Here is a 26,068-nt window from a genome sequence, read left to right on the forward strand (position 1 = left end):
ATCCTACTGTTCCTCAGCGGGGATCACCGAGGTACGGGAACTCGGTGAGCAGACCGCTCGGTGCGTGGAAGCCGGGCAGGCCCTTCTTTCCGTTGGTGAGGAACTTCGACCGGTAGTCGGCGACGTCGTCGGTCAGCGTCCGCCCGTTCGGGTAGGCGGCAGGCTTGGCCGGATCGAACGTCAGCACGTCGGGCAACGTGCCCTCGGTTTCGATCGCCGCGATCGCCTCGTTCCTGGTGTAGCCGCCGGTCTCGGTCATCAGGTCGATGAGTTGACCCATCCAGTGCGCCTGATCCCTGTTCGGCTCACCGGCGCTGAACTCGGCCAGCTCGTCGTCTGTGGGAAAGAAACCGCTGATCCACGGGTGTGCCGCGCGGTCGGCATGGAACCACTTGCCGTCTCTGATCACGCTGCAGCGCGCCCAGATCCGCACGTCCGGCTCTGCACCCAGGTAGCTGGTCGGCAGCTCCACCGCCATCGCGATGACATTGGAGTCCGTGAACGACGGATCGCTGCGGGCCCCGGCGAAGAACACGAACGCGCCACCGCGCGAGCGCCACACATGCGGATTGTCGTCGAAGGACACCTCGACGCCGCCGAAGATCTCCGAACCCGACGCGGAGTCCACGCGCGCCTCGGCCTGCAGCCCGAGGCGGACGTCGACCCTCTGGCGTCCGTCGATCACCTCCGAGAACACGAAGTTGAACACGATGTCGTTCCGCAGATCGCCGTCGTTGTCGATGGCGATGCGGTAGACGGCGCCCGGATACAGCGCGTCGGCGTTGGGGTTCGCGGTCAGGAGCAACACGGTCCGCGACGGATCGGCGGGCGACACGAACACGAAAAGGTCGCACAGGTCCAAACGCGAATCGCCGAGTGGAGCTCCCCGCCTCAGCCCGGTGAAATCAGTCGACAATGGCAATACTCCTCGCGCAAGCGCTCGTCGGTGCCTCTATCCAACCGCACTGCGCCATTAAATGGGCGTCAGGCCGTGCTTGCGGTGCACGCGGCTGATCTGCTTGTCGGCCAGCAGGCGCATGCAGTTTCGCAGCAGCAGCCGCGTCTGATGCGGTTCGATGACGCCGTCGATGAAGCCGCGCTCGGCCGCGATCCACGGTGTGGCCAGCGAGGTGTTGTAGCCCTCGATGAAATCGGCCCGGATCTTCTGCACCTCGGGGGCGGTCGGATCGGGGAATCGCTTGACCAGCAGCTGCGCGGCACCCTCGGCGCCGATCACGGCGATCCGCGCGGTCGGCCAGGCGAAGTTGAAGTCCGACGTCAACTGTTTGGACCCCATCACCGCGTACGCGCCGCCGTAGGACTTGCGGATGGTGATGGTCACCTTCGGGATGCCGGCCTCGACGACGGCGTTGAGGAAGCGGCCGCCGCGCTTGATGATGCCGCCCTTCTCCTGCTCGACACCCGGCATGAAGCCCGGGGTGTCGACGACGAAGACCAGCGGGGTGTTGAACGAGTCGCAGAAGCGGACGAACCGGGCCGCCTTGTCGGAGGCCTCGTTGTCGATCGCACCCGACATGTACATCGGCTGGTTGGCGATGATCCCGACCGGACGGCCGTCGACGCGGGCGAACGCAGTGATGATGGCGGGGCCGGCCTGCTCGGCCACCTGGAAGACGTCGCCGTCGTCGAAGATCCGCAGCAGGATCTCCATCATGTCGTAGGCCTGGTTGTCCGAGTCCGGCACGATCGTGTCGAGCTCAAGGTCGTGCGGTGTGATCTCCGGCTCCAGCCCGGGATTGACGATCTGCGGATCGTCGAACGTATTGCCGGGCAGGAAGCTCAGGTAATCCCGCACGTACTGGAACGCCGCGGCCTCCGACTCGACGACCTGGTGGATGTTGCCGTAGCGGGCCTGGGCGTCTGCGCCACCCAGTTCGTCGAGGGTGACGTCCTCACCGGTGACGTCCTTGATGACGTCCGGGCCGGTGACGAACATGTAGCCCTGGTCGCGGACGGCGACGATGAGGTCGGTCTGGATCGGCGAGTAAACGGCGCCACCGGCGCACTTACCGAAGATCAGCGAGATCTCGGGCACCAGACCGCGCAACAACTCGTGACGGCGGCCCAGCTCGGCGTACCAGGCCAGCGACGTCGCGGTGTCCTGGATGCGGGCGCCCGCGGAGTCGTTGATGCCGATGATCGGGCAGCCGACCATCGCCACCCACTCCATCAGGCGCGCCACCTTGCGGCCGAACATCTCGCCGACCGAACCCTGGAACACCGTCTGGTCGTGGCTGAACACGCCGACGGGGCGGCCGTTGATGGTGCCGTGGCCGGTCACCACGCCGTCGCCGTACAGCGCGTCGGGATCGCCGGGCGTCTTCGCCAGCGCGCCGATCTCCAGGAAGCTGCCGGGGTCGAGCAGCGAGTGGATCCGGGCGCGCGCGCTCGGGATCCCCTTCTTCTCACGCTTCGCGACTGCCTTCTCGCCGCCGGGCTCCTTGGCCAGCTCCAGCTTCTCGTGGAGTTCGGCCAGAAGTTCGGCAGTTTTCTTCTCAGTCACTTGCTCTCGCTCTCAGCTTCGACAGCGTTGATCGCCTCGCTCAGATGGGCGCCGACTTTTGCAATGTACGGCTCGTCGATGGCCTGGATGTGTTCGCCCCCGATCGGCACGATCTCCAGGTCTTCGACGAACTCACCCCAGCCGCCATCGGGCTGCCGGATGGCGTAGCGAGGCTCGAAGAAGATCGCGTCGTCGTGGTAGCGGTCGGCCATGTAGAGCGTCACGTGCCCGTCGTACGGCTGGATCTCAGCGGTCTCCAGCAACCGGTTGTCCAAGTAGGACGTGCGCTGATGCTCGATGATGCCGCCGGGGATGTCGACCCCGCTGTCCTTGACGGCGTCGAGGATGAACTGCACCTGGCCGCCGTCGTCGAGCGCTTCGAGCTCCTCGTACGGGATCGGCGGGACCTCGACGTTGAAGGTGCGCTGCGCGAACAGCGCGTAACGGTCCCAGCGGGCCCGCGTCTCTTCCTTCGTCTGCGGGATCTCCTCGCCGGGGCGCACCATGTCGATCAGCCCGACGAAGCGCACGTCGGCGCCCTCGCGCTTGAGCCCGATCGCGCAGGCATAGGCCAGCGCCCCACCCAGCGACCAGCCGACGAGGATGTAGGGCCCGTCGCCCTGGATCTCCCGCAGCTTCGGCAGGTACTCGGCGGCGCGCTCCTCGACGGAGCCCTCGACCCGTTCGAATCCGTACATCGGGGTGTCCGCCGGCAATCGCTTCAGCAGCGGCTCGTAGACGACGGTGGAACCGCCCGCGGGATGGAACACGAACACCGGGATGCGGTTTGAGCCCTCTTTCCTGGCCCGGATCGTGCGGACGAACCCGTCGAGTTCGCCGGCGTCCATCTCGTCGCGCACGGCAACCGAGAGGTCCTGGATGGTGCGGGCCGCCTTGACCTGCTCGGCGGTGATCGTCCCGTCGGCGCGCTCGGACAACCGCTCTGCCATCTTCTGGGCGACGTCGTCGGCGACGACGGGCAGCTCGTTGAAGATGCCGCCCGGCGACTTGCCGGTGACGATCGCCCACGTCGCGAACGTGACGCGCTCGGCGGCATCGCGCGGCGGCACGTCGGCGCCCAGCGCCTCGGTGACCGCCTCCTGGGTGAGAACCTGGGCAGCGAGGCCGGCTGCACTCGGCTTGCCGGGGCCGCTCGGGTCGGTGGGGGGCGGCGGAATGGCTCCCGCTTGTGAAACAGCCGCAGGTGCTTCGGATCCCGCGGCGACGGCGGTCTCGTCGGTTTCCGGCTCCCCGGCAATGGGGTGCCCGGCTTCGGCGAGCTTTGCCTCGAGCTCGGCGACTGTGCTTGCACCGCCCATCAATTCGGCCTGCTCCGCCGCGATCTCCTCGGCCGTCTTACCCTTCTGCGCTTCGGCCAGCTCGTCGACCTGGTCGCGGTTCTCCACCGCGTAGGCGATGAGCTTCTCGACGGCGTAGAGGTTCGCATCGCGCACCGCGGTCAGCTGGATCGGCGGCAGGTCGAAGTCGTACTCGACCCGGTTCTTGATGCGCACGGCCATCAGTGAATCCAGGCCGAGCTCGATCAGCGGCACCTCCCACGGGAGGTCCTCGGGCTCGTATCCCATGGCCGCGCCGACGATCGTGCCGAGGCGCTGGCCGATGGTCTCCCCCGTGTCGGGCGACCACTTGGCGAAGCCCGCCGCGATGCCTGCGCCCGCGGTCAGGTTGTCGTGCAGGATCGCCGCATCATCCTCGGGCTCGGGTTCTGGTGTTGTGCTGGCGATCTCGGCGATGGTCCCCGCGCCGACGGCGGTGGGCAGCGCAGTCTGCTGGCCGCCCCTCGTCACGATCGCGTCGTAGACCAGCGTGAACGATTCGTCGATCCGGGAGTGCACCTGGACACTGGCGCCACCGGGGTGCCGGGTCAGCGTCGTCACCAGGCGCGAACCCTCGGCGGGCACCGCGCGCTGCTCCGACGCCGTCAGCTTGGCATCCGGAAGAACCACTGCCGCAGCGGCTTTCACCAGAGCAGCGAGATCGGCACCACTGCCGACGTACTCCCAGACGTGCCTGCCGTCGGGGGTGGCGACGTGGTTGCCCGGCATGACGGTCGAGCTGTCACCGGTGAAGTTCACGTTCAGCCAGTGCGGCTTGCGGCGGAAGCGCGTCGGCGGGATGTCGGCGAAGTCGAGCGCACCGGCCAGGCCCTGCGAGCGGCGCGGGAACAGCGTCCGGAAATCGAGATCGTGGCCGTGCACAAACAGATGCACCATGGCCGTGGTCATCGAATCGACCTCGTCCTGCTTGCGCGCGAGCGTCGGGATCAACTGCGCACCATGCAGACCCGCGCTGGCGGTCGTCAGGCCGACCTGCATGAGCGCCACGGGATTCGGCGCGAGCTCCAAGAACGTGGTGTGCCCGTTGTCGACGGCGTTGCGGATGCCGTGCGTGAAGTACACGCTGTGCCGCAAGCCCTTCTTCCAGTAGTCGACGTCGTGGATCGGGTCGGCACCCGCACGAATCAGGTTGCCCTCGTGCACCGTCGAGTAGTACGCGGTCTGCAGCGGCAAGGCCTCGATGCCCTGGATCTCCGCGGCGAGCTCACCGAGCAGCGGATCCATCTGCTGAGTGTGGCTGGCGCCCTTGGTCTGGAACTTGCGGGCGAACTTGCCCTCCGATTCGGCGCGGGCGATGATCGCGTCGACCTGCTCGGGCGGGCCGCCGATGACCGTCTGGGTCGGCGCGGCATACACGCAGACCTCGAGGTCCTTGAAATCTGAGAAAACGGTCTCGATCTCTTCGGCCGAATACTCCACCAGCGCCATCAGGCGGATGTACTCGCCGAACAGCATCGCCTCGCCCTCACCCATCAGGTGCGCGCGCGAACAGATGGTGCGGGTGGCATCCTCCAGCGACAACCCGCCCGCGAAATAGGCGGCGGCGGCCTCACCGAGCGACTGGCCAACCAGCGCACCGGGTTTCGCACCGTGGGCCTTCAGCAACTCGCCGAGAGCGACCTGAATACCGAAGATCACGGTCTGCGTGGTCTCGATGCCGTAGTCCTGCGAGTCGTCGAGGATGAGCTCGACGATCGAGTAACCGCGCTCGTCCTGCACCAGCGCGTCGACCTTGTTGATCCACTCGGCGAACGTCTCGTCGCGCAGGTACAGGCTCTTGGCCATCTTGCGGTGCTGCGCACCGAATCCCGCGAGCACCCACACCGGCCCGTTGGTGACCGGCCCGTCGGAGGTGATGACGATCGGGTTCGGCTTGCCCTCGGCCAGCGCGCGCAGGCCCTTGACGGCCTCGTCGTGGTCGTGGGCGAGCACGACGGCGCGGGACCGCCCGTGGTTGCGCCGGGACAGCGACCGGCCGATCGATTCCAGCGACGACGCGCGGCCCTCCGGGCTGTCGATCCAATCGGCGAGCTCGCCGGCGGTCACCTTCTTGCGGGAGGTCAGGAATCCCGAAACAGCAAGCGGGACAAGCTTGTTTCGCGGTTCGTCCGCCTCCTGCTGGGCGAGCTCCTCGCGGGCGATCTCCAGCAGGCGAAGGGCCTCGTCGGTCAGGCCGGGGAGTTCGGGTTCGGTGTCGGCGACGACCCCGTAGAAGTCGGGGTCTCGTGCATCGTCACCGTACTCGTCGTCGTCATCGTCGTCCTCGACGAGCATGCCGCCGACATACACGGCCGGCTTGGCATCGCCGGCCGGAGACACCACGGCCACATCGGGTTCCGGCGCGGGTTCGACCAGATCTTCGGGCAGCAACTCACGCAGCACCAGGTGCGCGTTGGCGCCGCCGAAACCGAAACCGGACACCCCGGCGATCGCGCGGCCGCTGTACCGCGGCCAGTCGGTGGCGGTGTCGGCGACCTTGAGGTGCTCCCGCTCGAAATCGATGTAGGGGTTCGGGCCGGTGTAGTTGATCGACGCCGGAATCTTGTTGTTGTGCAACGCGAGTGCCATCTTGGCCAGGCTTGCGGCGCCGGCCGCCGACTCAAGGTGCCCGAGATTGGATTTCACCGCACCCAGCAGGGCAGGCTTGTCATCGGCGCGGCCGCGACCGATGACCCGGCCCAGAGCGTCCGCCTCGATCGGGTCGCCGAGGATGGTGCCGGTGCCGTGCGCCTCCACGTAGTCGACGGTGCGCGGATCGATGCCGGCGTCCTTGTATGCCTTGCGCAGCACCGCTTCCTGCGCGTCGGGATTGGGCGCCAGCATGCCGTTGGACCTGCCGTCATGGTTAACCGCACCACCGGCGATGACGGCCAGGATCTGATCACCGTCGCGGCGCGCGTCGGCCAGGCGCTTGAGCACGATCATGCCGCCGCCCTCGGAGCGCGCGTAACCGTCGGCGTCCTTCGAGAACGATTTGATCCGGCCGTCGGGCGCGAGAACGCCACCGACCTCGTCGAAACCGACTGTCACCAAAGGCGTTACCAGCGCGTTGACACCACCGGCCAGCACCACGTCGGCATCCCCGGCCCGCAGCGCCTTGACTCCCTCGTGGACAGCCACCAGTGCCGAGGAGCATGCGGTGTCGATGGCCATCGACGGACCGCGGAAGTCGTAGAAGTACGACACACGGTTCGCGATGACGGCACTTGAGTTACCGGTGATGGCGTATGGGTGGGCGACGGCGGGATCGGCGACCGACATGAACATGTAGTCGTTGACCGAGCTGCCGATGTACACGCCGACACTCTCACCGCGCAGGCTCGAAGCGGGAATCCTGGCGTGCTCCAACGCTTCCCACGTCAGTTCCAGCGCCATCCGCTGCTGCGGGTCGATGTTGTCGGCTTCCATCTTCGACAGTGCGAAGAACTCGGCGTCGAAACCCTTGATGTCGGACAGGTAGCCACCACGGGTGCGGGCTTTGGCGACCCGCTCGGCGACACGCGGCTCGCTCAGGAACTCCGACCAGCGCCCATCGGGCAGATCGGTGATGGCGTCGCGACCTTCCAGCAGCGCGCTCCACATCTCCGCCGGAGTGTTGATGTCGCCTGGAAAGCGGGTCCCCACACCGATGATCGCGATGTTCGCGGCACCTTCGTCCACGTCCCGGGACCAGTCCTCGGCGTCCAGCGCCGACGAATCCTGTTCGGGCTCACCCTCGATGATGACGGTGGCCAGAGCCTCGATTGTGGGGTGCCGGAACGCCACCGTCGCGGTGAGCGTCACACCGGTGCGGTCCTCGATGTCGCTGGCCATGGCGACGGCGTCACGCGACGACAAACCGAGCTCCACCAGCGGTGCCGTCTCGTTGATCGAATCGGGCGCCTGCCCCGTCGCCTCACCGACCCAGTTGCGCAACCATTCACGCATCTCGTTGACGGTCATATCCGGACCCTGCTTGTTCGGGAGCTTGCCCGAATCGTCCTGTGCTTCAGCCATGTTCACTAAACCTCACGATCGCCAAGCGACCGGCACGGCCGCCGAAATTTGAGCGTCAGTCCAATTCATCGGGGAAGGCGTTGGCCACCTTGCCGGTTCGCAGGCTGCCGTCGAGGTAGGCCGACCGGCAGGCACGGCGACCGATCTTGCCGCTGGACGTGCGCGGGATCGCACCGGCCGGCGTCAGCAGCACGTCGCGCACCGTCACACCGTGGCGAACGGCGATCGCCGCGCGTATGTCGTCGACGATCGGACCGATGTCGAGCTTGTGCGCGCCCGGGGCACGCTCGCCGACGATGACCAGTTGCTCCGAGCTGTCGTCGGGGTCGCGCTTGAGCCCCGCATGGGCGTTGTCGAACACCGCGTCGGGAAGCTGGTTGGCGGGCACCGAGAAGGCCGCGACGTAGCCGGTGCGCAGCGCCTTGGTGGCTTCCTGCGCCGAGTACTCCAGATCCTGCGGGTAGTGGTTGCGGCCGTCGACGATCACGAGATCCTTGACGCGGCCGGTGATGAAGAGCTCACCGTCGTGGTAGGCGCCGTAGTCGCCGGTGCGCACCCAGGTGGCGTCGTCGGTCGCGCCCTCGGCGTGCGACGGCGTGGTCCGCGACTTCAGTGTGTTCTGGAACGTCGCGATCGTCTCTTCCGGCTTGTTCCAGTAGCCGGTGCCCATGTTCTGGCCGCTGATCCAGATCTCACCGATCTGGCCATCCGGAAGCTCGGTGGCGGTGTCATTGTCGACGATGACCGCCCACTCCGCCACACCGACCTTGCCTGCCCCTGCCTGAGCGACGGCCTTCGGCGAATCGTCGGGCACCGGGACGAACCGGTGCGCGTTGAGTTCGTCACGATCCACCGAGATGATGCGCGGCTCGTCCTGAATCGGTGTCGTCGACACGAACAGCGTCGCCTCGGCGAGACCGTAGGACGGCTTGATCGCCCGCGGCTTGAAACCGTATGGGCCGAACGCGGTGTTGAAGTTGCGCACCGTTGCCGCCGATATCGGCTCGCTGCCGTTGAGCAGCGCCTTGACGTTCGACAGATCCAGCGGCGGCTCGTCGTCCTTGGGTACCGCGCGGGCGGCGGCGTGGTCGAACGCGAAGTTCGGGGCCACCGAGATGACGCCGCCCCTGTCGTCGGGCTTGCGGGCCATCTCACGGATCCACCGGCCGGGCCTGCGGACGAAGGCGGCGGGCGTCATGAACGAGATGTAGTGACCGATCACCGTGGGAAGCAGCACCGTGACCAGACCCATGTCGTGGAAGAACGGCAGCCACGACACCCCGCGGTCGCCCTCTTCGGCGTCGAGGGCCTCGATGACCTGCACGACGTTCGTCGCGAGGTTCAAGTGGGTGATCTGCACACCCGTCGGGATGCGGGTCGAGCCCGACGTGTACTGAAGGTAGGCGACCGAGTCGCGGGTGACCTCGACCGGCTCCCACGTCGCACCGACATCGTCGGGAACGGCGTCGACGGCGATCACACGCGGGCGGTCCTTCGCGGGACGGGTGCGGAAGAACTTGCGCACGCCTTCGGCGGCGTCGGTGGTCGTCAGGATGGCTGTGGGTTCGCAGTTGTCGAGCACCGCGTGCAGGCGCCCGACGTGACCGGGCTCGTTGGGATCGAACAGCGGCACCGCGATACGCCCGGCATACAGCGTGCCGAAGAAAGCGATCAGATACTCGAGGTTCTGGGGGCAGAGGATCGCGACACGGTCACCGGGCTGGGTGACTTGCTGCAGCCGGGCACCGACTGCGCGGTTGCGCTTGCTGAAGTCGGCCCAGCGGAGATCGCGTTCGACGCCGTCGCGTTCGGTGGAGAAGTCGATGAACCGGTAGGCGACCTTGTCGCCACGCACCTTCGCCCACCGCTCGACGTGACGGATCAGGTCCCCGTTGTCCGGGAATTTGATCAATCCGTCCTTGATGAACGGGTTGTGGAAGGCCATCTTCTCACTCCAATACGTCGCAAAGCCCCGAGGATCCTACCGAGGTGCAGGCCCCCCACCCATCAACCACCGGCGACCGCTCTTAAACTTTCCTTAAACTAACGCAATGCTAGGCGACCTGCGCGGTCGCGCCAAATCTCAGCCGTGTTTCGGTTGCGGCGCGTTGCTCACCAAGCCCTGTGTCCAGTTCAGTGTCCACCCTGTTGCAGGTAGACCATCGAGATTCCAGAAGTCGGGCGTGGCGTACATCGCATGCACCGGCTGGCCCGCTCCACCCGAGAGCACCTGCAACGTCTGCGGCAGTTGGGTGATGTTGAACGCCGACTCCGGGGCCGCACAGATCAGGTCGCCACGTGCGCAGATCTCGTTGGTCCGGTCGTTGAGCGCTCCGAATCCACCGGGACGTGGACCCGACATCGTCAAACCGAGCGCCGAGAGCGTCGGCACCTCCTGCAGCGTGATCTCCGCGCCCTGACCGGGTGGGTTGGGGCCGACGTCCTGTCCGACCCCGTCCTGGCGGCGGCCATCGGCGATCAGCGTCACCCCGAGCACCAGATCCTGGTCCACCGGTCCCCGCCCGTTGCCGATGTCGGAGGCGAGATCACCTGCGATGACCGCCCCCTGGGAGAACCCGACGAGGACATAGCTGGTCAACGGGCACCGGTTGTTCATGTCCGTCATCGCCTTGACCGCCGCCCGGGTGCCCTCGGCGCGGCTGTCGTTGTAGGACATCTGCCGGTCGGCGGACAGCGGATTGTGGAACTGAGCGGTGTACGGCACGGTGAACACCTCGAGCCGCTGGTTGTCGAACTGCGCACGGATCGGGTTCGTCACGTTCAGCAGCAGCGCCGCCGGGAACTGCACCGGATTGAACGGGTCCAGTGCCACCGACGACTCCCAGGTCCCCGGGATCGAGATCAGCTGGACGTCGGGGCAGCTCGCGTCCTGGAACTCCGGCCGCGGCTTCGACGTCGTCGGCGGCACGCCCGTCGGGGGCACCGCCGTCGGCGGAATCGCGGTCGGAGGCGTGTCGGGCCTGCGCAGCACCACGATCACGATCGCCACGATGAGCACCACGACAAGGCCCACCGCTCCAGCTGCGAACAGCGCCAGAATTCGGTGGCGTTTCCGCCGGTTGGTCTTCGCCATCGTTGTGTAGGGCTCCTGCTAGCAGAGTCGATCTAACAAAGTCGATCTAACAAAGTCGTTCGGTCGCGATCCGAATGTAGTCGGCCGTCGCTGATTGAAAATCCCCCGCCGACGGCGACTCGGCCCGCGCGCCGTCACGACCGTCGGGACCGTCGGGGCCGTCGGCGTCGCTGACGTCGTTGCGCACCAGCGGAGCCACGAAATCCCACACCGCCTGGTCGGTCTGTTTGGCCGCCCGCGCCTGGCAGACGTACGAGCCGATGCTCAGTGCCGACAGATCGCTCGATGGCGTCACCCCTGCCGCGTGCAGTGCATCGAGATAGTCCTGCTGGTGCGGGGTGACGACGAGCGCGTTGGACTCGGACGACTGGTAGCCCGGTCCCGGAAGCTGTCCGGTGGACGTCCCGTGTGGCGGAGCCGTCTCGACCTCGGAGCCCATCCCCGCGATCATGTCGCTGTTCAGCGAGCAGCCGGTCAGCCAGGCCGCAGGCAGGGCAACCAGGGCAGACAGCCCTGCCATGCCTGCCATCGACGAACGGGAGCCGTAATGCACGACTCCAAGGTACCGGGACTTGAAACCAGATCCCGCTAGCGAATCGTCGCGACGAGTTCGCCCGTCATCGCCGCCAGCTGGCCGCTCCACGAACCCCAGTCGTGATTTCCCGAGGTCGGGAAGTCGAAGTGGGCGTTACCGCCGCCGATGCTGCGGTAGTGCTGGTAGAAGGTGCGATTGCTGCCCTGAGCCTGATCGCAGTAGCCGATCATCGCGGGGACATCGGTGCACGTCGTGGTCGCCGGGCTGTAGATCCAGAGCCGCGTGTTGTTGTTGACGAGCAGCTGCGAGTGCACGTCCGGGTCGTGCCACTTCCAGCGGCCCAGCTGTGGCAATCCCCACATGTTGCGGATGTCGGCCCCGCCGAATCGAGCCAGCCCCGCAGTGATCGCGCCATTCATCGCCGTCGCCGACGGCGTCAGGAAACCGGACAGCGAGCCCGCGAACCGGTAGCGGTTCGGGTGGAACGTCGCCATCGTCAGTGCGCCGGTGCCGCCCTGCGCGGCGCCGACGATGCCGTGCCCACCGGGTGCAAGGCCCTTGTTGGCGGCCAGCCAGTTGGGCAGCTCGTCGGCCAGGAACGTCTCCCACTGCTTGCTGCCGTCAGCCTCCCAGTTGGTGTACATGCTCCACGCGCCACCTGCGGGGGCGGCCACCGAAATGCCGAGGCCCGACAGCGTGTTCATGGCGTTCCCCGCGGTGACCCAGTTGCTGACGTCAGGGGCGGCGTTGAACGCGTCGAGCAGAACCACGGCATGGGGGCCGCCGCCCTGGAACGCGACGGGAATGGAACGGCCCATCGCCGCCGACGGCACCATCAGCATCTCGACTTGAGCCTGGGCGACCGGTGTTCCTACCGCGAGCCCGGCGGCGACCAACACCGTCGCCGCTACCGCTCGAATGAACCCACGCATCTGCCGCCCTTCCGTTGCACGCCCACCCCGCAGTAGTGAATCACATCACCGCGACGGGCCGAGGCCTAAAACGATTGACGGCGGTGACCCCGAATGGGGGATCACCGCCGTCAATTTCGGCTGTTTACCGGGCGAACTAGCCGCCGGCAGGAGCCGCCGCATCGGCCGGAGCCGGCGGGGCCGACGGCTGCGGAACCGCGCCGAGCACGCGCTGGATGTCAGGCTTCATCTGCTGAAGCTGCTGACCCCAGTAGGGCCAGTCGTGCGTGCCATTCGCCGGGAAGTTGAACACACCGTTCCTGCCGCCCGCCGCGATGTACTCATCCTGGAAGGTCCGGTTCGTGCGGATGGTCAGGCCCTCCAGGAACTTGGCGGGCAGGTTGTTGCCCGCGACGTTGCCGTTGACCTCGGCCGGCTTGCCGTCACCGCAGTAGACCCAGATGCGGGTGTTGTTGGCGACCAGCTTGCCGATGTTGACCATCGGGTCGTTGCGCTTCCATGCGCTGTCCGGATCCTCGGTGCGGCCCCACATGTCGTTGGCGTCGTAGCCGCCCGCGTCACCCATCGAGATGTTGACCAGGGCTGGCCACCAACCCTCGGACAGGTTCAGGAAGCCCGACATCGAACCGGCGTACTGGAACTGCTGCGGGTAGTAGATCGCCAGCGTCAGCGCCGCGGAACCGGCCATCGACAGACCGACGGCGGCGTTGCGGTTGGGGTTCACGCCCTTGTTGGCGGCCAGGTACGCGGGGAGCTCCTGGGTGAGAAACGTCTCCCACTTGTAGGTGCTGCAGCCGGCTTTACCGCAGGCCGGGCTGTACCAGTCGCTGTAGAAGCTGGACTGGCCACCGACCGGCATGACCACGGCGAGACCGGAGTCGAGGTACCACTCGAACGCCTGGGTGTTGATGTCCCAGCCGTTGAAGTCCTCCTGGGCGCGCAGGCCGTCGAGCAGGTAGACACCCGGTGCATTCGGGCCACCGCTCTGGAACTGGACCTTGATGTCGCGACCCATGCCGGCCGAGGGCACCATCAGGTACTCCACCGGCAGACCCGGGCGCGAGAACGCACCTGCGGTGGCCGAACCGCCGACCGAGCTGACAAGGCCGGGCAGCACGATCGCCGCAAGCGCGACCACCGTGACCCGGCGGGCTACGCTGCGCATTCGCCCACGCAGCAATCCAACGAGCTTCATGCTTGAGTTTTTCCCATCTGTCGTAAAACGGCAGCAGGCCGATCCATGACCCCGCGCCCTATCCAGAGCGATCCCCGAGTCCGGCCAATTGCCTTGTAGTCAACCACACCTTTGTGGCGATCTCTCTTCTCCGTAACGCCGCTCAAGAGCTGCTCGCGTTCACCGTCACATGCCTTATCTGACCGACATGGCTGCAGTGTTACGAAATCAGAGAACCCGCGCTGCCAGCAAATCGCCTGGGATTACGGCCCCGTCGGGGGCATCCCGGTGTAGGGCGGATTCACCGGCTCAGGCACAGGCAGATCACATCGCTCGAGCTCGTAGAGCGGCACACGATCGATGCGGTAACGGGTGAATTCGGCGGCGTGCATCACATTCGACAGGAACCGCTTCACACCCATCGGAGCGCGGATCGCGTTGAGAACCGACTCGGTGTCAGAACACTTCAGCGCCGCCTCGGCCTGACGGATCCAGTCCTCGTCGAGATAGTCCGGGATGTAGGGCTCCTCCTTGAAGAACGGCCCTTCGGCGACGGCCCAGTCCGGGAACAGGTTCTTGTCGTGACCGATGCGGCCGTCCTCGATACGCGCGGTGTGCGCTGCGAGCGGATTCGCCAATCCGATCTGGTCGATCACCCGGACGTCGAGGCCGACGTTCATCCCGAGCATGCCCAGGTTCGTGAAGAAGACGGTGTGCGGGCCGATGTAGTCGGGCGGCGCGTCCGGCGGCGGTGGGTAGGCGGGCACGACGTCCCAGATGTCGTAATGCCCGGCGGGCAGCAGCAGCGCGCCGTCGGGGGTGTTCTCGATCGCCTCGACGACCGCACGCATGCGCGGGTAGTCGAGATAGTCCGCCGCCGTGAGCGGATGCGCATGCCCGGTCGCCTGCGAATAGAAGCGGCGCTCGTCGACGATGCCCGTGTACGTGACGCGGGTGGCATCGGCTCCCATGCCCGACGAGTTGGCGGCCCACAACGCCCAGCCGGCCACCGCGAACCACAGCACACTGGTGGCGCCCGCGTAGAGATAGCCTGCGCCCCTGGCCATCCGGCGGCTGTCGGGCAGCATCAGCGGGATCACCGAAACCGGCGCGATCAGACAGAACAACGGCGTGAGCAGCACCCGTCCATGCATGAAGTCACCGCCCTGGCGGATCCAGTACACCGCCTGGAGCACACCGCTGGCGACCATGAAAACGACCACCGCAGAAGGACTCTGCACTGTTCGCGCAAGCCAGCCGGACCCGGCGGGCGCCTGCCGGTTCACCCACTTCGGCCGGCCGCACAGCAGCATCACCATCAGCGCCAGACCGATCAGAAGGACCGCAGGGGCCCACAGCAGATAGGGCTGGTTGAAGTTGCCCAGGTAGACGAATCCTTGCTGCCACTTCGCGCCGGTGGCGTCCTTGGCCAGCGCCGTGCCGGGAAAGAGCAGGCCGTAGTAGCCCATCCGGAAGATCTGGTAGGAGACCGGCAGCAGCCCACCCGCCACGACGATCAGTGTGCGTCTGCGCCAGCCCTTCGAGGCGATCAGCAGCATCACCAATGCCAGACCGCCGATGAGCGCGAGCTCGGGCCGCACGAGCACGCTGAGGCCGGCGACCACGGCCAGCGTGGCGTCGAAGACCCGTGATGTTCGCTCACCCCGCAAGGACTGCGACCAGCACACCATCATCCACCAGAGCAGACCGAGATAGGCGATCACCAAACCGTTTTCGAGCCCCGAGGTGGCGAAGTCACGGGCAGGCGGAACCGCGATGTAGACCAGTGCGCCCGCCGGCAGCAGCAGCGCCTTGCGTCCGCGAAGCGTGGGTGCATAGAGCCGTGCGGTGCCCAGCATGACCAGGACGACACCGACGACGCTGAGCACCAGTGCGAACGTGAGCGCCACATATTCCAGACGAGCCGGTCCGGAGACCAGACCGCCCAGATACATCAGGTACGACCACACGGTCGACGTGTTGGCTTCCACACGCTCGCCCGCGTTGAAGACGGGACCGTTGCCCGCCAACATGTTCCGGGTCGTCCGCAGCACGATCAGGCCGTCGTCGGCGATCCACCGGCGCTGCCACGCGCCCCAGCCGAACAGCACACCCACTACGGCGACACTGAGCCACAGGCTCAGCCGCACCGAGATGTCATACGGGAAGGCGGGCCAGCGTGCGAACCGGCTCGCCGCTCCGGCCCATGGGCGGCTGTCAGCCGAAGAAGACTGCTGCACCGATGGTTCCGATCCATGCGAGCAGCAGCAGCTGCAGGACGCGGTCCTTCAGCGCTATGTCTTCGGGCTCACCGGCCAGCCCGCTGTCCACGTCGACGGCGTAGCGCAGGATCGCGATGGTGATGGGGATGATGGTGACCGCGTACCAGGACGCGTTGGCCCCGTCGCGCTCGAAGGCCCACAGGCTGTAGCAGACCACCATCGCCGTGGCGGCCACTGTCCAGACGAAGCGGAGATAGGAGTCGGTGTAGCTCTCCAGCGACTTGCGGATCTTCGCGCCGGTGCGCTCGGCGAGTTGCAGCTCCGCGTAACGCTTTCCGGCCACCATGAACAGTGAGCCGAACGTCATCACCAGCAGGAACCACTGGGACAGCGGGATACCCGCAGCGGCGCCGCCCGCGATGGCCCGGATCAGGTAGGCCGACGAGACGATGCAGATGTCAAGCACCGCTTGGTGTTTGAGGCCGAAGCAGTACGCCAGCTGCATGGCGATGTAGACGGCGATGACGACCACGAGGTTCGGTGAGGCCAGGAACGAGATGCCCAGCGAGGCAGCGCCGAGAACCACGGCGAGGGTGTACGCCAGCCATTGCGGCACCACCCCGGCGGCGATCGGCCGGAACCGCTTCGTCGGGTGCTGACGGTCCGCCTCGACGTCCCGCGAATCGTTGACCAGGTAGATGCACGACGCGGCCATCGAGAACGCGACGAACGCGATCAGGATGTTGATCGCCATCTCGTCGTAGTCGTACGGCACCTCGGCGCCCAAGGCCGCGATGGGGGCCGCGAGCACCAGGAGGTTCTTGACCCACTGCCGCGGACGGATCGCCTTGATGATGCCGGTGACGAGGTTTTTCGGCGGGCCCGCAGTGGAATTCGTCTCCGGTGTGACTTCGGAGGTACTCATGGTTGTCCTTCCAGCCTGCCGACTACTTTCGCGACAATGGCACCCACCGCGACACCGGTGAGAACATCTGTCGGGTAGTGCACGCCGAGCACCAAGCGGGACAACGCCATCGGTGGTACCAGCAGCGCAGGCAACGGCAGGCCCGTCGGGCGGGCCAGCAGTATCGCCGCAGCCGTCGTCGACGTGGCGTGCGCGGACGGGAAGCTCAGCCGGCTCGGCGTTCCGACGTTCACCGCGATCGCCGGGTGGTGGGGCCGCTGACGCTGCACGACCCGCTTGATGACGACGGCGGCGGCATGGGCCAGGAACGCACCGGCGCCTGCGGCGAGGTAGTCCCGCCGCTTGCTTTTCGAGAGCAGCGCTCCCAGAGCGGCCAGCGCCAGCCATCCGAGACTGTGCTCCCCGAAATGCGAGAGGCCGCGGGCGGCGGGAAGCACCCCCGGCTTGTCGGCCAGTGCGGATTGCACGGCCACCAGCACGGCGTCCTCGCCGCGCGGGTTGTCAGACATTACTCGATTCCAGCAGTACCGATTCCCACTTCTGCTTGCTCGTCAGTGAAGGCGCCGCAGCGCGGTACACCTTGCGCATGCGGTTGAACTTGCGGATCAACAGGGCTTGGCGCTTGAGCGATTCGCGGAGCAGTTCGAGCATCTTCTCGCGATCGCGCTGACGGTAGACCACACCCCGTCCGTCTGCGGTGGTCACGGTCACCCCGTCGACTTTGCAGAGCGAGAACCATCGGGCGTCCTGCGTCGCGACGTTGATCTGCGGGCGCTGATGGTGGACCGGGTCGTGCGGTTTGAGCTGGTGCACGATGCCGCGGCTCAGCCGAACGGAGATCGCCAGCGGATTGGTCGGGATGTTGACCTTCTTGCGCCACTTCTTGTCCGACGGTGCGGGCAGCGCCGTCGCGCTCTCCAGCACCACCGCGTCCGGGTACTGGGTACGCAACGCGCGGATGTCGGGCAGCGCGGACTCGAGGATCGAGAAGATGTGTTCGGGTCCGGCGAGGAAGTCGTCCATCGCCTTGTTCTGGATCGCGACGGTCGAATATTCAAGGCAGATAAGGTGTTTGATCGTCGCCTTGAAGTGGCTGGCGACCAGGCCGCGAATGTTGCCGTCCCAGTGCATCGCCGCGACGACGAGCCGGTTGCGCAGGTGGAAGTACGCCTGCCAGTCGATCGCGTCGTCCTTGTCGCTCCAGGCCATGTGCCAGATCGCCGCACCGGGCAACGTCACGGTCGGATAGCCGTGTTCGCCGGCGCGCAGCCCGTATTCGGCGTCGTCCCACTTGATGAACAGCGGCAGCGGCTGCCCCAGCTCCTCGGCCACCTGGCGCGGGATCATGCACATCCACCAGCCGTTGTAGTCGACGTCGATGCGGCGGTGCAGGAGCCTGCTGCGGTACTCCTCTTCGTCATTGAGCTTGTACTTGGCGAAGTTGTGGTCGTACTCGGTGTTGATTGCGTTGGTCCACATGAAGTTCTCGGCGGCGACCATCTCGCCCATCACGTGCAAATGTGAGGGCTCCTGCAGATTGAGCATCTGGCCGCCGACGAGCGTCGGCACCTTCGCGAAGCGGTTGAGCGCCAGCGCCCGCAGGATCGAGTCCGGCTCGACGCGGATGTCGTCGTCCATGAACAGGATCTGTTCGCAGTCGGTGTTCTTCAGCGCCTCGTACATGACACGGCTGTAGCCGCCCGACCCGCCGAGGTTGGGCTGGTTGTGGATGGTGATCCGGTTCCCCAGTGCGGCCGCGGCCTCGGCGAACCCGGGGTGGTCCTTGGCCTTCTTGGTGCCCTGATCCGACACGATCACCGCGCTGATGACTTCGTCCACCGCAGGATCCGAGGTCAGTGCGGCGAGTGCGTTGACGGCGTCCGAGGGGCGGTTGAACGTCGGGATGCCGACAGCGATGTTCGCCCTGCCGGGCGCGGCGATCGGCGCGTACCAGCCGGCGTGGTGCAGCGTGGACTTGGCGTCGGTGGTGATGTCGAACCAGATCCAGCCGCCGTCCTCGAACGGGGTCAGCTCGATCTCGAACTCGAGCACCGCCGGCTGGTCATCGGAATCGCTGTGGATGGGGGCGCCGCCGACGGTGATCCGGGCGCCGGTGGACTTGGAGCGGTACACGTCGACGCGGGCGCTGCCGGTCAGCTCGACGCGCAGCACAACCGATTCCAGGATCGACCAGCGTCGCCAGTAGCTGGCCGGGAATGCGTTGAAGTAGGTGGCGAACGAGACCTCGGACTCGGCACCGATCTCCAGCGTAGTGCGGGTGGGCGCATGGGCGCGCCGGGCGTTGGTGTCCGATTCCTCTATATAGAGCTTGCGAACGTCGAGGGGCTCACCGGGCCGCGGCAGGATGATGCGGGCCAGGGGGCTGACCGCCCGTGACTGCCCGGCATCCAGCGCGCCGGACGGGATGTCACTCATGTTGTGCTGCTTTCTGTATCGGGCTCGGCCAGCGGCGCACCGTCGCGCAGATGTGGCGCGAGGGTGTTGTCGTACATATTCAGCGCGCTGGCGATCGCCATGTGCATGTCCAGGTACTGGTAGGTGCCGAGGCGGCCGCCGAACAGGACCTTCGATGACGCCGTCTCCGCTTTGGCCCGCGCCCGGTAAGCCGCGAGCACCGCGCGGTCGGCGTCGGTGTTGATCGGATAGTAGGGCTCGTCGTCGTTCTCGGCGAACCGCGAGTACTCCCGCATGATCACCGTCTTGTCCGTCGGGTAGGCCCGCTCGGGGTGGAAGTGCCGGAACTCGTGGATACGGGTGTACGGCACGTCGGCGTCGTTGTAGTTCATGACGGGCGTGCCTTGAAAGTCCCCGGTGCCCAGCACTTCGAGCTCGAAGTCGAGGGTGCGCCACCCGAGGCGGCCTTCGGCGTAGTCGAAGTAACGGTCCAGCGGACCCGTGTACACGACGGGTGCGTCGGGGCTCTCGGCCCGCAACTGGTCGCGGATGTCGAACCAGTCGGTGTCCAGCCGCACCTCGATGCGGTCGTCGGTGGCCATGTTCTCCAGCCAGGCCGTGTAGCCGTCGACGGGAAGACCCTCGTAGGTGTCGTTGAAGTAGCGGTTGTCGAAGGTGTAGCGCACCGGCAGGCGGGTGATGTTGCTCGCCGGGAGCTGCTTGGGATCGGTCTGCCACTGCTTGGCCGTGTAGTCCTTGACGAACGCCTCGTAGAGGGGCCGCCCGATCAGCGAGATGGCCTTCTCTTCCAGGTTCTGCGCATCGGCGGTGTCGATCTCGGCCGCCTGCTCCCGGATCAGTGCCCTGGCCTCATCGGGGGTGAAGTACCTGCCGAAGAACTGGCTGACCAGGCCCAGACCCATCGGGAATTGATAGGACTGGCCGTTGTGCAGCGCGAACACGCGGTGCTGGTAGCCCGTGAAGTCGGTGAACTGGCGCACGTAGTCCCACACCCGTTGATTACTGGTGTGGAAGAGGTGCGCACCGTACTTGTGGACCTCGATACCGGTCTGCGGCTCGGCTTCGGAGTAGGCGTTACCGCCGATGTGCGGTCGCCGCTCGACCACGAGGACGCGCTTGTTCAACTGCGTCGCCGCGCGTTCGGCGATGGTGAGGCCGAAGAAGCCGGAGCCGACGACGAAAAGATCGAATCCAGAGTTCATCGGCAGCAAGGGTATCCGACCGCGGCGCCTTCACCCGAGTTGGCGGGGCCGCGGCCGAGGGGACGGGAAGTTTCAGAGGTCGCGATTAGCTCACGATTCAATATCGTCACTCTATTCACACCAGTCACATCAGTAACATCGGTCGCGTACGACTAACCGATCTCTACATTCCCCAATTTATTGAGGAGACTTCCGTGCCGAACCGACGTCGCCGCCGGCTCTCGACAGCCTTGAGCACAGTCGCCGCTCTGGCAGTCGCGAGTCCTGTTGCAGTTATTGCCGTTTCCGAATTGTCTGCACCGGCGCAGGATGCGCCACAGCATCGTGAGTTCGTCCAGGCAGCATCCATCGCGGACCTGCCCGGCGAGCTGATCACCGCCCTCTCGCAGGGCCTGTCCCAGTTCGGCATCAACCTGCCGCCGATGCCGACGGGCCTGTTGACCGGATCGGGTGCCTCGGCGCCTGCGACGCTCACCACACCGGGCCTGGCCTCCCCCGGCCTGATGCCCGGCCTGTCGGCGGCTCCGTCGCTGACGGACCCCAGCCTGGCCAATCCCGCATTGACCAACCCTGCTCTGACGAGCCCGACCGGCGCCACCCCGGGCCTGACAGTTCCATCGCTGACCGATCCGGCGCACGCGTCGCCCGGTCTGACCACGCCGTCGTTGACCGATCCCGCCCTGGCGGCGACGCCGGGACTGACGACGCCTGGTCTGACAACTCCCGGATTGACGACGCCGGGTCTTACGACGCCGCCGGCGTTGACGGATCCGGCACTGGGCGCCTACCCGGTTTCGACATCGGGCCTGCCGGCGACGGGTGAAATCCCGATCTCCGCGCCGATCGGCCTGGATCCCGCGCTGGGTTCCTACCCTGTCCTCGGCGATCCGACGTTGGCAGCCACCCAGCCGGTGGCTGCCGGCAGCGGCGGTCTGCTCGGCGACCTGTCCAGCGCCGCCAACTCGCTGGGAGCGGGTGAAGCCATCGATCTGCTCAAGGGTGTCCTGATGCCCGCGATCATGCAGGCGGTCAAGCCCCCGGTCCCGCCGGTGCCCGCCGCTCCCATCTCGACCATGGCCGGCGAAGTCGGCGCCCCGGTCGAAGCCGGTCTCGGTGCGGCCGAGGCGACGGTGGAGCCCGGCGCCTAATCAGTCCTGTCACGGAACGGCACCGCAGAAGCGTGGACGCGCTCTGCGGTGCCGTTGCGTTGCCGTGGTGAGGTGTGTCGCAACAGCTGTATCAATCACCACATACGTAACATCAGTCCGTGCTGTATCGCCGCCACGCACCATCGATACTGTTCACCGCGCTCGCGGCGACAGTGGTGCTGCTGCCGTGGGCGGTCTCCGGCATCCCCGGCGACACCGAGAAAACAGCCGTTGACGCACCCGAGATCGTCCAGCAACCGCTAGCCGACCTCGGCGGTGGCGAGACCATCCGCGAGCTGCACCAGGACACGCCGTTCTCGATGGTCGCGCTGACGTCCGCGGACTTCGCCGGAACCTCGGCCCGGGTGCGGGCCAAGAAGGACGACGGCTCATGGGGGCCGTGGTACGACGCCGAACAACTCGGCGGAGTGGGAGCCGACCTTCCCGGGCCCCGCGGCACGGAGCCGGTCTTCGTCGGACGCACCAACACGGTGCAGATCGCGGTGACGCGGCCCGCCGACGCGCCCGTCATGCCACCGGCCCGTGAACCATCGCCGAACACCGACCGACCACCGCTGGGGTACGTGCCCGCCGGCGTCGAGCACCCTTTCCCCCAGAACATCACCGCCGTGCTGATCAGCCCGCCCGAGGCGCCGCCGGATCTGCCGCTGCCCAACGCCGCGACACCCGCAGGCCAGCCGCCACACATCATCAACAGGTCCGAGTGGGGCGCCGACGAGGGCATGCGGTGCGGAGAACCGCGCTACGACACCAGGATTCAGGCCGGGGTCGTGCACCATACCGCCGGCAGCAACGAATACGCACCGGGCGACTCGGCGGGCATCATCAGGTCGATCTACGAGTACCACACCCGCACCCTGGGCTGGTGCGACATCGCCTACAACGCGATGGTCGACAAGTACGGCCAGGTCTTCGAAGGCCGGGCCGGTGGAATGAACCGGCCCGTGGAAGGCGCGCACACCGGCGGCTTCAACCACAACACGTGGGGTGTGGCCATGCTAGGGGACTTCCAGACGGTGCCGCCCACCCCGATTCAGTTGCGCAACACCGGAAGACTTCTCGGCTGGGTGCTGGGCCAGGCCGGAGTCGACCCGCTCGGCACGGTCGTCCTGCCCTCGGAGGGCGGCTCGTTCACCAAGTTCCCGTTCGGTGCGTCGCCGACGCTGCCGACGATCTTCACGCACCGCGACGTCGGCATCACCGAATGCCCCGGCGCCGCCGCCTACGCGTTGATGCCCGAGATCCGCAACATCGCGGCCCGGTTCAACGACCCGCCCGGCCCGGAACAACTGGCCGACAAACTGCGCGGCGGAGCCATTTTCGCGAAATGGGAATCGCTGGGCGGCGTGAACAGCTACCTGGGTAGGCCCACCTCCCCCGAGGCGTCCGGCCAGGGGTCGGCCCGCTATGTGACATTCGAGCACGGCGCGATGTACTGGTCGCCGGAGAGCGGCGCGCAGCCCATCACAGGTGAGCTTTACACCGCTTGGGGCGCATTGGGATTCGAGCGCGGAGCGCTGGGACTGCCGACCAGCGCCGAGATCTCGGCGCCGCTGTGGGTCGTGCAGAACTTCCAGCACGGCACCCTGAACTTCGACAGGGAGAAAGCGACGGTGACCCGGGTGTTTGACGGGGTCCCCGTGGAGCTGCCGCCCGCCGACCTCAGCCCGGTCCAGCTGGAGCGCTTCACCCCGCCCACCAACCCGGTCTAGAGCTCCCCCAACCGCTTGCCGAGTTGCGCCCGCGACCGAATCCCCAGCTTGCGGTACACCCGGGTCAGGTTGGTCTCGACCGTCTTAACGCTGACGAACAGCGCATCGGCGACCTCCCTATTGCTCTTACCGGAGGCGACGAGCTCGGCGAGCTGCCGCTCGGCGTCCGTCAGTTCGGTGGACCCCGACCGGCTCGACGTGGTGACCCGAGACAGGAGATTGCGGGCGCGCTGCGACCACAGCCCGGCGCCGAGTTCGTCGAACTGCCGCAGCGCGTCACGCACACTGGCCGCCGCTGCATCGCGACGACGCAGTCTGCGCTGCACCTCACCGATCACGAGCAGCGTGCGCGCCCGCTCGAAAGGCATCGGCAACCTGTCGTATTCCACCATCGCTCGCTGGGCCGCCTCAGCTGCACCGGTGAGATCACCTCGCTCGGCGAGAAGTAGTGCCCGGCAACGCCTTCCGACGGCAAGCATCCACGGCCGGTCGAGACGCTCTCCGTTGCTCTCCAGGGCGGAGACCAGCTCGTCGGCCTCGCCGAGACGTCCGAGCGCGATCAGGGCCTCCGCCGCGTCAGGCATGAAGCAACCCGACATCAACTCCGTCCCCGGGTAGGGCCGGTACAGGTCGATCAGCGGCGCCGCCGCCCGTACCGCCTGCTCGTGATTGCCCAGCGACAGCTCCAGGAACGTCAGCGTCGAACTGGCCCACGCCGTCAACGACTGGTACTCGGCCCCCTGCACCAAGGCTGCACCGGCGTATTCGCGGGCCCGCTCCTCCTGCCCCTGATACGCGGCCGACGCCGCACAGATGCTCAGCGCGATCACCATCGAACCGCCGAGCTGTTCGGCGCGTTCGAGCATGTCCGCGGCATGCGCGTTCGCCTCGTCATAGCGCCCACTCCAGATCGCCACCAGGGTGCGGTAACCCATGACCGCCATCAGATCGTGCTCGGCTCCGCGTTGCCTACACCGATCGGCAACCATGGCGAGCTGATCGGCGGCTTCGGCCAGACGCCCGGTGAACGCGAGAATCAACCCACGAGTTGCGTTGACATCGAAGGGAATCGGAGTGTCCGCGTCGGGATCCTGCAACTCGAGCGCGCGCTGCAGAGCCGCTTCGTCGACGCCGAAACCGGACTGACAGCTCACATGGACCCACATGGCCAAGGCCTGGCTCGTGAGAGTCGGGACCCCCGCACGCTCGGCGACGACGACCGCCCTGCGCACCGTTTCGATCTGGTCGTCGAACGTGCCCACCATGCCCTGGACGAACGCCAACGACACCAACGAACCCACCATCACCGCGTCGTTCTCCGCCGCGTCGGCACACGCCTGCTCGAGCAGCGGCACCGCAACCTTGTAGTCGTCCTCGAAAATACGAACGCCGGCAAGAAGATTGAGAGCGACCGCGCGAAGAACACCGGGGCGCAGAGTGGAGATCACGCCATCGAGCAGTCCTGCGGCCCGCTCGAAATCGCCTGCTACATAGTGGTGTTCGGCCGCCCTGATCCGGCGTGAAACCTTGTCGCCACCCAGCTGGATCGCCAGCTCGACGAGCTCGGCGGCGGCCGCGGGAGCGCCCCGTGCCCGTGCCGAATCCGCCGCGGCATCCAGGGTCGACAGCGTGGCCTCGTCGGCGACGGTGCTCGACAGCGCGAGGTGACGTGCCCGCAGTTCGGGCTGGGTCTTGATCTCGGCAAGCCGCCGGTGGAACTCGCGGCGTTGGTTCGGGGCGGCGTTCTCGTAGATGCCGCTGGCCAGCAGCGGGTGGGTGAACCGGACGCGATTGCCCTCGATCACGACGATGCCTTCGATTTCTGCCGCCTCGAGCATCCCGGTGACGTGAGCCGTGGTGGTTTCGATCGTCGCGGCCAGGAGATCGACGGTCGCCGTCGTGACCGACGCGGCGACGAGCAGCACATCCCGCACGTCGTCGGCGAGACCGTCGACCCGCAGCCTGACCAACTCCGACAGGGTGGCCGGAAGGCCCGCGCCGCGACCCGACGGACCCGAATCCACCACACGAGCCAATTCCAGTGCGTAGAGCGGATTTCCGCCCGACACCTCCGCGATCCGCACAATGGCGGGCCGGGAGAACTTCCTGCCCAGCCGAGTGGACAGCATCGTGTGCAGCGCCCCCAGGCTCATCGGGGCGACCCGCAGTCGGGCGACACCCGCCGTGCCCACCTGCAGCCAGGACGCGGCCGGCTGCGGGATGTCCTCACCGGAGCGCTCCGTCGCCACCACCCCGACGGGCCCCTTGAGCCGGCGCGACACGAACGCCAGCACGGCAAGGCTCGACGGATCGAGCCACTGGACGTCGTCGACGGCGATCAGCACCGGGGCAACAGCGCTCATCGCGTGTACCGCGCCCAGAAGTGCAGCTGCCGTGATGCGTTCGTCAGTCGGCCGGCCCGCGGTCTGCTCACGCAGCAGCACCCGGTCGGCTGCCAGCCTCTGCATGTCGGGCAGGCCTGCCAGCTCGTCGGAGTCGACACAGGCGAAGAGGTCGGCGACCGCCGCGTGCGCCAGGCCGGATACAGGTTGCCCGGTGCGCGCCGTCAACACTCGGAAACCCGCCGTCTCGGCGCGCTCGACCACGCTGTTCCACAGAGTGGTCTTGCCGATGCCGGCCTCACCCTCGATCAACATGCCCGCCGGCCCGGCGCGTACCGCGGCCAGGAACTCCTCCACCGCGTGCGCGGGACCCGCCGCGGTGTCGTAGCCACCCCCCACGTCGACCATCATGACAGCGGGCAAAGCTACGGATACGTCAGACCCGAC

General features: G+C 66.9%; 16 protein-coding genes. 2 read left to right on the top strand and 14 right to left on the bottom strand.

Annotation, left to right across the window (positions count from 1 at the left end):
- Window positions 1-13: 13 nt before the first annotated feature.
- The 13 genes from P9A17_RS27315 to glf form a co-directional block, all read right to left on the bottom strand.
- The gene (locus P9A17_RS27315; protein WP_278041899.1) at window positions 14-916 is read right to left on the bottom strand and encodes a DUF4331 family protein; all 903 of its coding nucleotides are present in this window, start codon (window positions 914-916) and stop codon (window positions 14-16) included.
- A 57-nt stretch (window positions 917-973) separates the two neighbouring features.
- Window positions 974-2,524, bottom strand: a complete 1,551-nt coding sequence (locus P9A17_RS27320; RefSeq protein ID WP_278041900.1) for an acyl-CoA carboxylase subunit beta — start codon at window positions 2,522-2,524, stop codon at window positions 974-976.
- Window positions 2,521-7,878, bottom strand: coding sequence for a polyketide synthase Pks13 (gene pks13, locus P9A17_RS27325; protein ID WP_278041901.1), 5,358 nt, complete (start codon window positions 7,876-7,878; stop codon window positions 2,521-2,523). Before pks13 ends, P9A17_RS27320 begins: the two co-directional genes overlap by 4 nt.
- Window positions 7,879-7,933: 55 nt before the next feature.
- Window positions 7,934-9,823 (bottom strand): long-chain-fatty-acid--AMP ligase FadD32, encoded by a 1,890-nt coding sequence (gene fadD32 / locus P9A17_RS27330; RefSeq protein WP_278041902.1) that lies wholly within the window; start codon window positions 9,821-9,823, stop codon window positions 7,934-7,936.
- Between the two features lie 138 nt (window positions 9,824-9,961).
- Window positions 9,962-10,972, bottom strand: a complete 1,011-nt coding sequence (locus tag P9A17_RS27335; RefSeq protein WP_278041903.1) for a cutinase family protein — start codon at window positions 10,970-10,972, stop codon at window positions 9,962-9,964.
- Between the two features lie 46 nt (window positions 10,973-11,018).
- Window positions 11,019-11,492 carry a DUF732 domain-containing protein gene (locus P9A17_RS27340; RefSeq protein WP_278042042.1) on the bottom strand — a complete coding sequence of 158 codons (474 nt, stop codon included), beginning with the start codon at window positions 11,490-11,492 and terminating at the stop codon, window positions 11,019-11,021.
- 68 nt (window positions 11,493-11,560) lie between these two features.
- Window positions 11,561-12,439 carry an alpha/beta hydrolase family protein gene (locus P9A17_RS27345; RefSeq protein WP_278041904.1) on the bottom strand — a complete coding sequence of 293 codons (879 nt, stop codon included), beginning with the start codon at window positions 12,437-12,439 and terminating at the stop codon, window positions 11,561-11,563.
- 136 nt (window positions 12,440-12,575) lie between these two features.
- On the bottom strand, window positions 12,576-13,634 hold the full coding sequence (locus P9A17_RS27350) for an alpha/beta hydrolase family protein (RefSeq protein ID WP_278041905.1): 1,059 nt from the start codon (window positions 13,632-13,634) through the stop codon (window positions 12,576-12,578).
- A 242-nt stretch (window positions 13,635-13,876) separates the two neighbouring features.
- Window positions 13,877-15,763, bottom strand: coding sequence for a flagellar motor control protein ZomB (gene zomB / locus P9A17_RS27355; protein WP_278042043.1), 1,887 nt, complete (start codon window positions 15,761-15,763; stop codon window positions 13,877-13,879).
- 67 nt (window positions 15,764-15,830) lie between these two features.
- The gene (locus P9A17_RS27360) at window positions 15,831-16,760 is read right to left on the bottom strand and encodes a decaprenyl-phosphate phosphoribosyltransferase (protein WP_278041906.1); all 930 of its coding nucleotides are present in this window, start codon (window positions 16,758-16,760) and stop codon (window positions 15,831-15,833) included.
- Complete coding sequence (locus P9A17_RS27365; RefSeq protein WP_278041907.1) at window positions 16,757-17,269, bottom strand: phosphatase PAP2 family protein; 513 nt, start codon at window positions 17,267-17,269, stop codon at window positions 16,757-16,759. The genes P9A17_RS27360 and P9A17_RS27365 overlap by 4 nt, the downstream gene beginning before the upstream one ends.
- Window positions 17,262-19,196, bottom strand: coding sequence for a glycosyltransferase (locus P9A17_RS27370; RefSeq protein ID WP_278041908.1), 1,935 nt, complete (start codon window positions 19,194-19,196; stop codon window positions 17,262-17,264). The genes P9A17_RS27365 and P9A17_RS27370 overlap by 8 nt, the downstream gene beginning before the upstream one ends.
- A complete protein-coding gene (glf, locus tag P9A17_RS27375) occupies window positions 19,193-20,407 on the bottom strand; it encodes a UDP-galactopyranose mutase (RefSeq protein ID WP_278041909.1) in 1,215 nt (404 codons plus the stop codon). The genes P9A17_RS27370 and glf overlap by 4 nt, the downstream gene beginning before the upstream one ends.
- Window positions 20,408-20,592: 185 nt before the next feature.
- Between glf and P9A17_RS27380 the strand changes: the two genes are divergently transcribed.
- Window positions 20,593-21,546, top strand: a complete 954-nt coding sequence (locus tag P9A17_RS27380) for a hypothetical protein (protein WP_278041911.1) — start codon at window positions 20,593-20,595, stop codon at window positions 21,544-21,546.
- A 119-nt stretch (window positions 21,547-21,665) separates the two neighbouring features.
- Complete coding sequence (locus tag P9A17_RS27385) at window positions 21,666-23,279, top strand: N-acetylmuramoyl-L-alanine amidase (protein ID WP_278041912.1); 1,614 nt, start codon at window positions 21,666-21,668, stop codon at window positions 23,277-23,279.
- Here the strand turns inward: P9A17_RS27385 and P9A17_RS27390 are convergent.
- Complete coding sequence (locus tag P9A17_RS27390; RefSeq protein ID WP_347403864.1) at window positions 23,276-26,029, bottom strand: AAA family ATPase; 2,754 nt, start codon at window positions 26,027-26,029, stop codon at window positions 23,276-23,278. The genes P9A17_RS27385 and P9A17_RS27390 overlap by 4 nt on opposite strands.
- Window positions 26,030-26,068: the final 39 nt, after the last annotated feature.

This window comes from Mycobacterium sp. 236(2023) (genome assembly GCF_029623955.1).
GTDB lineage: Bacteria > Actinomycetota > Actinomycetes > Mycobacteriales > Mycobacteriaceae > Mycobacterium.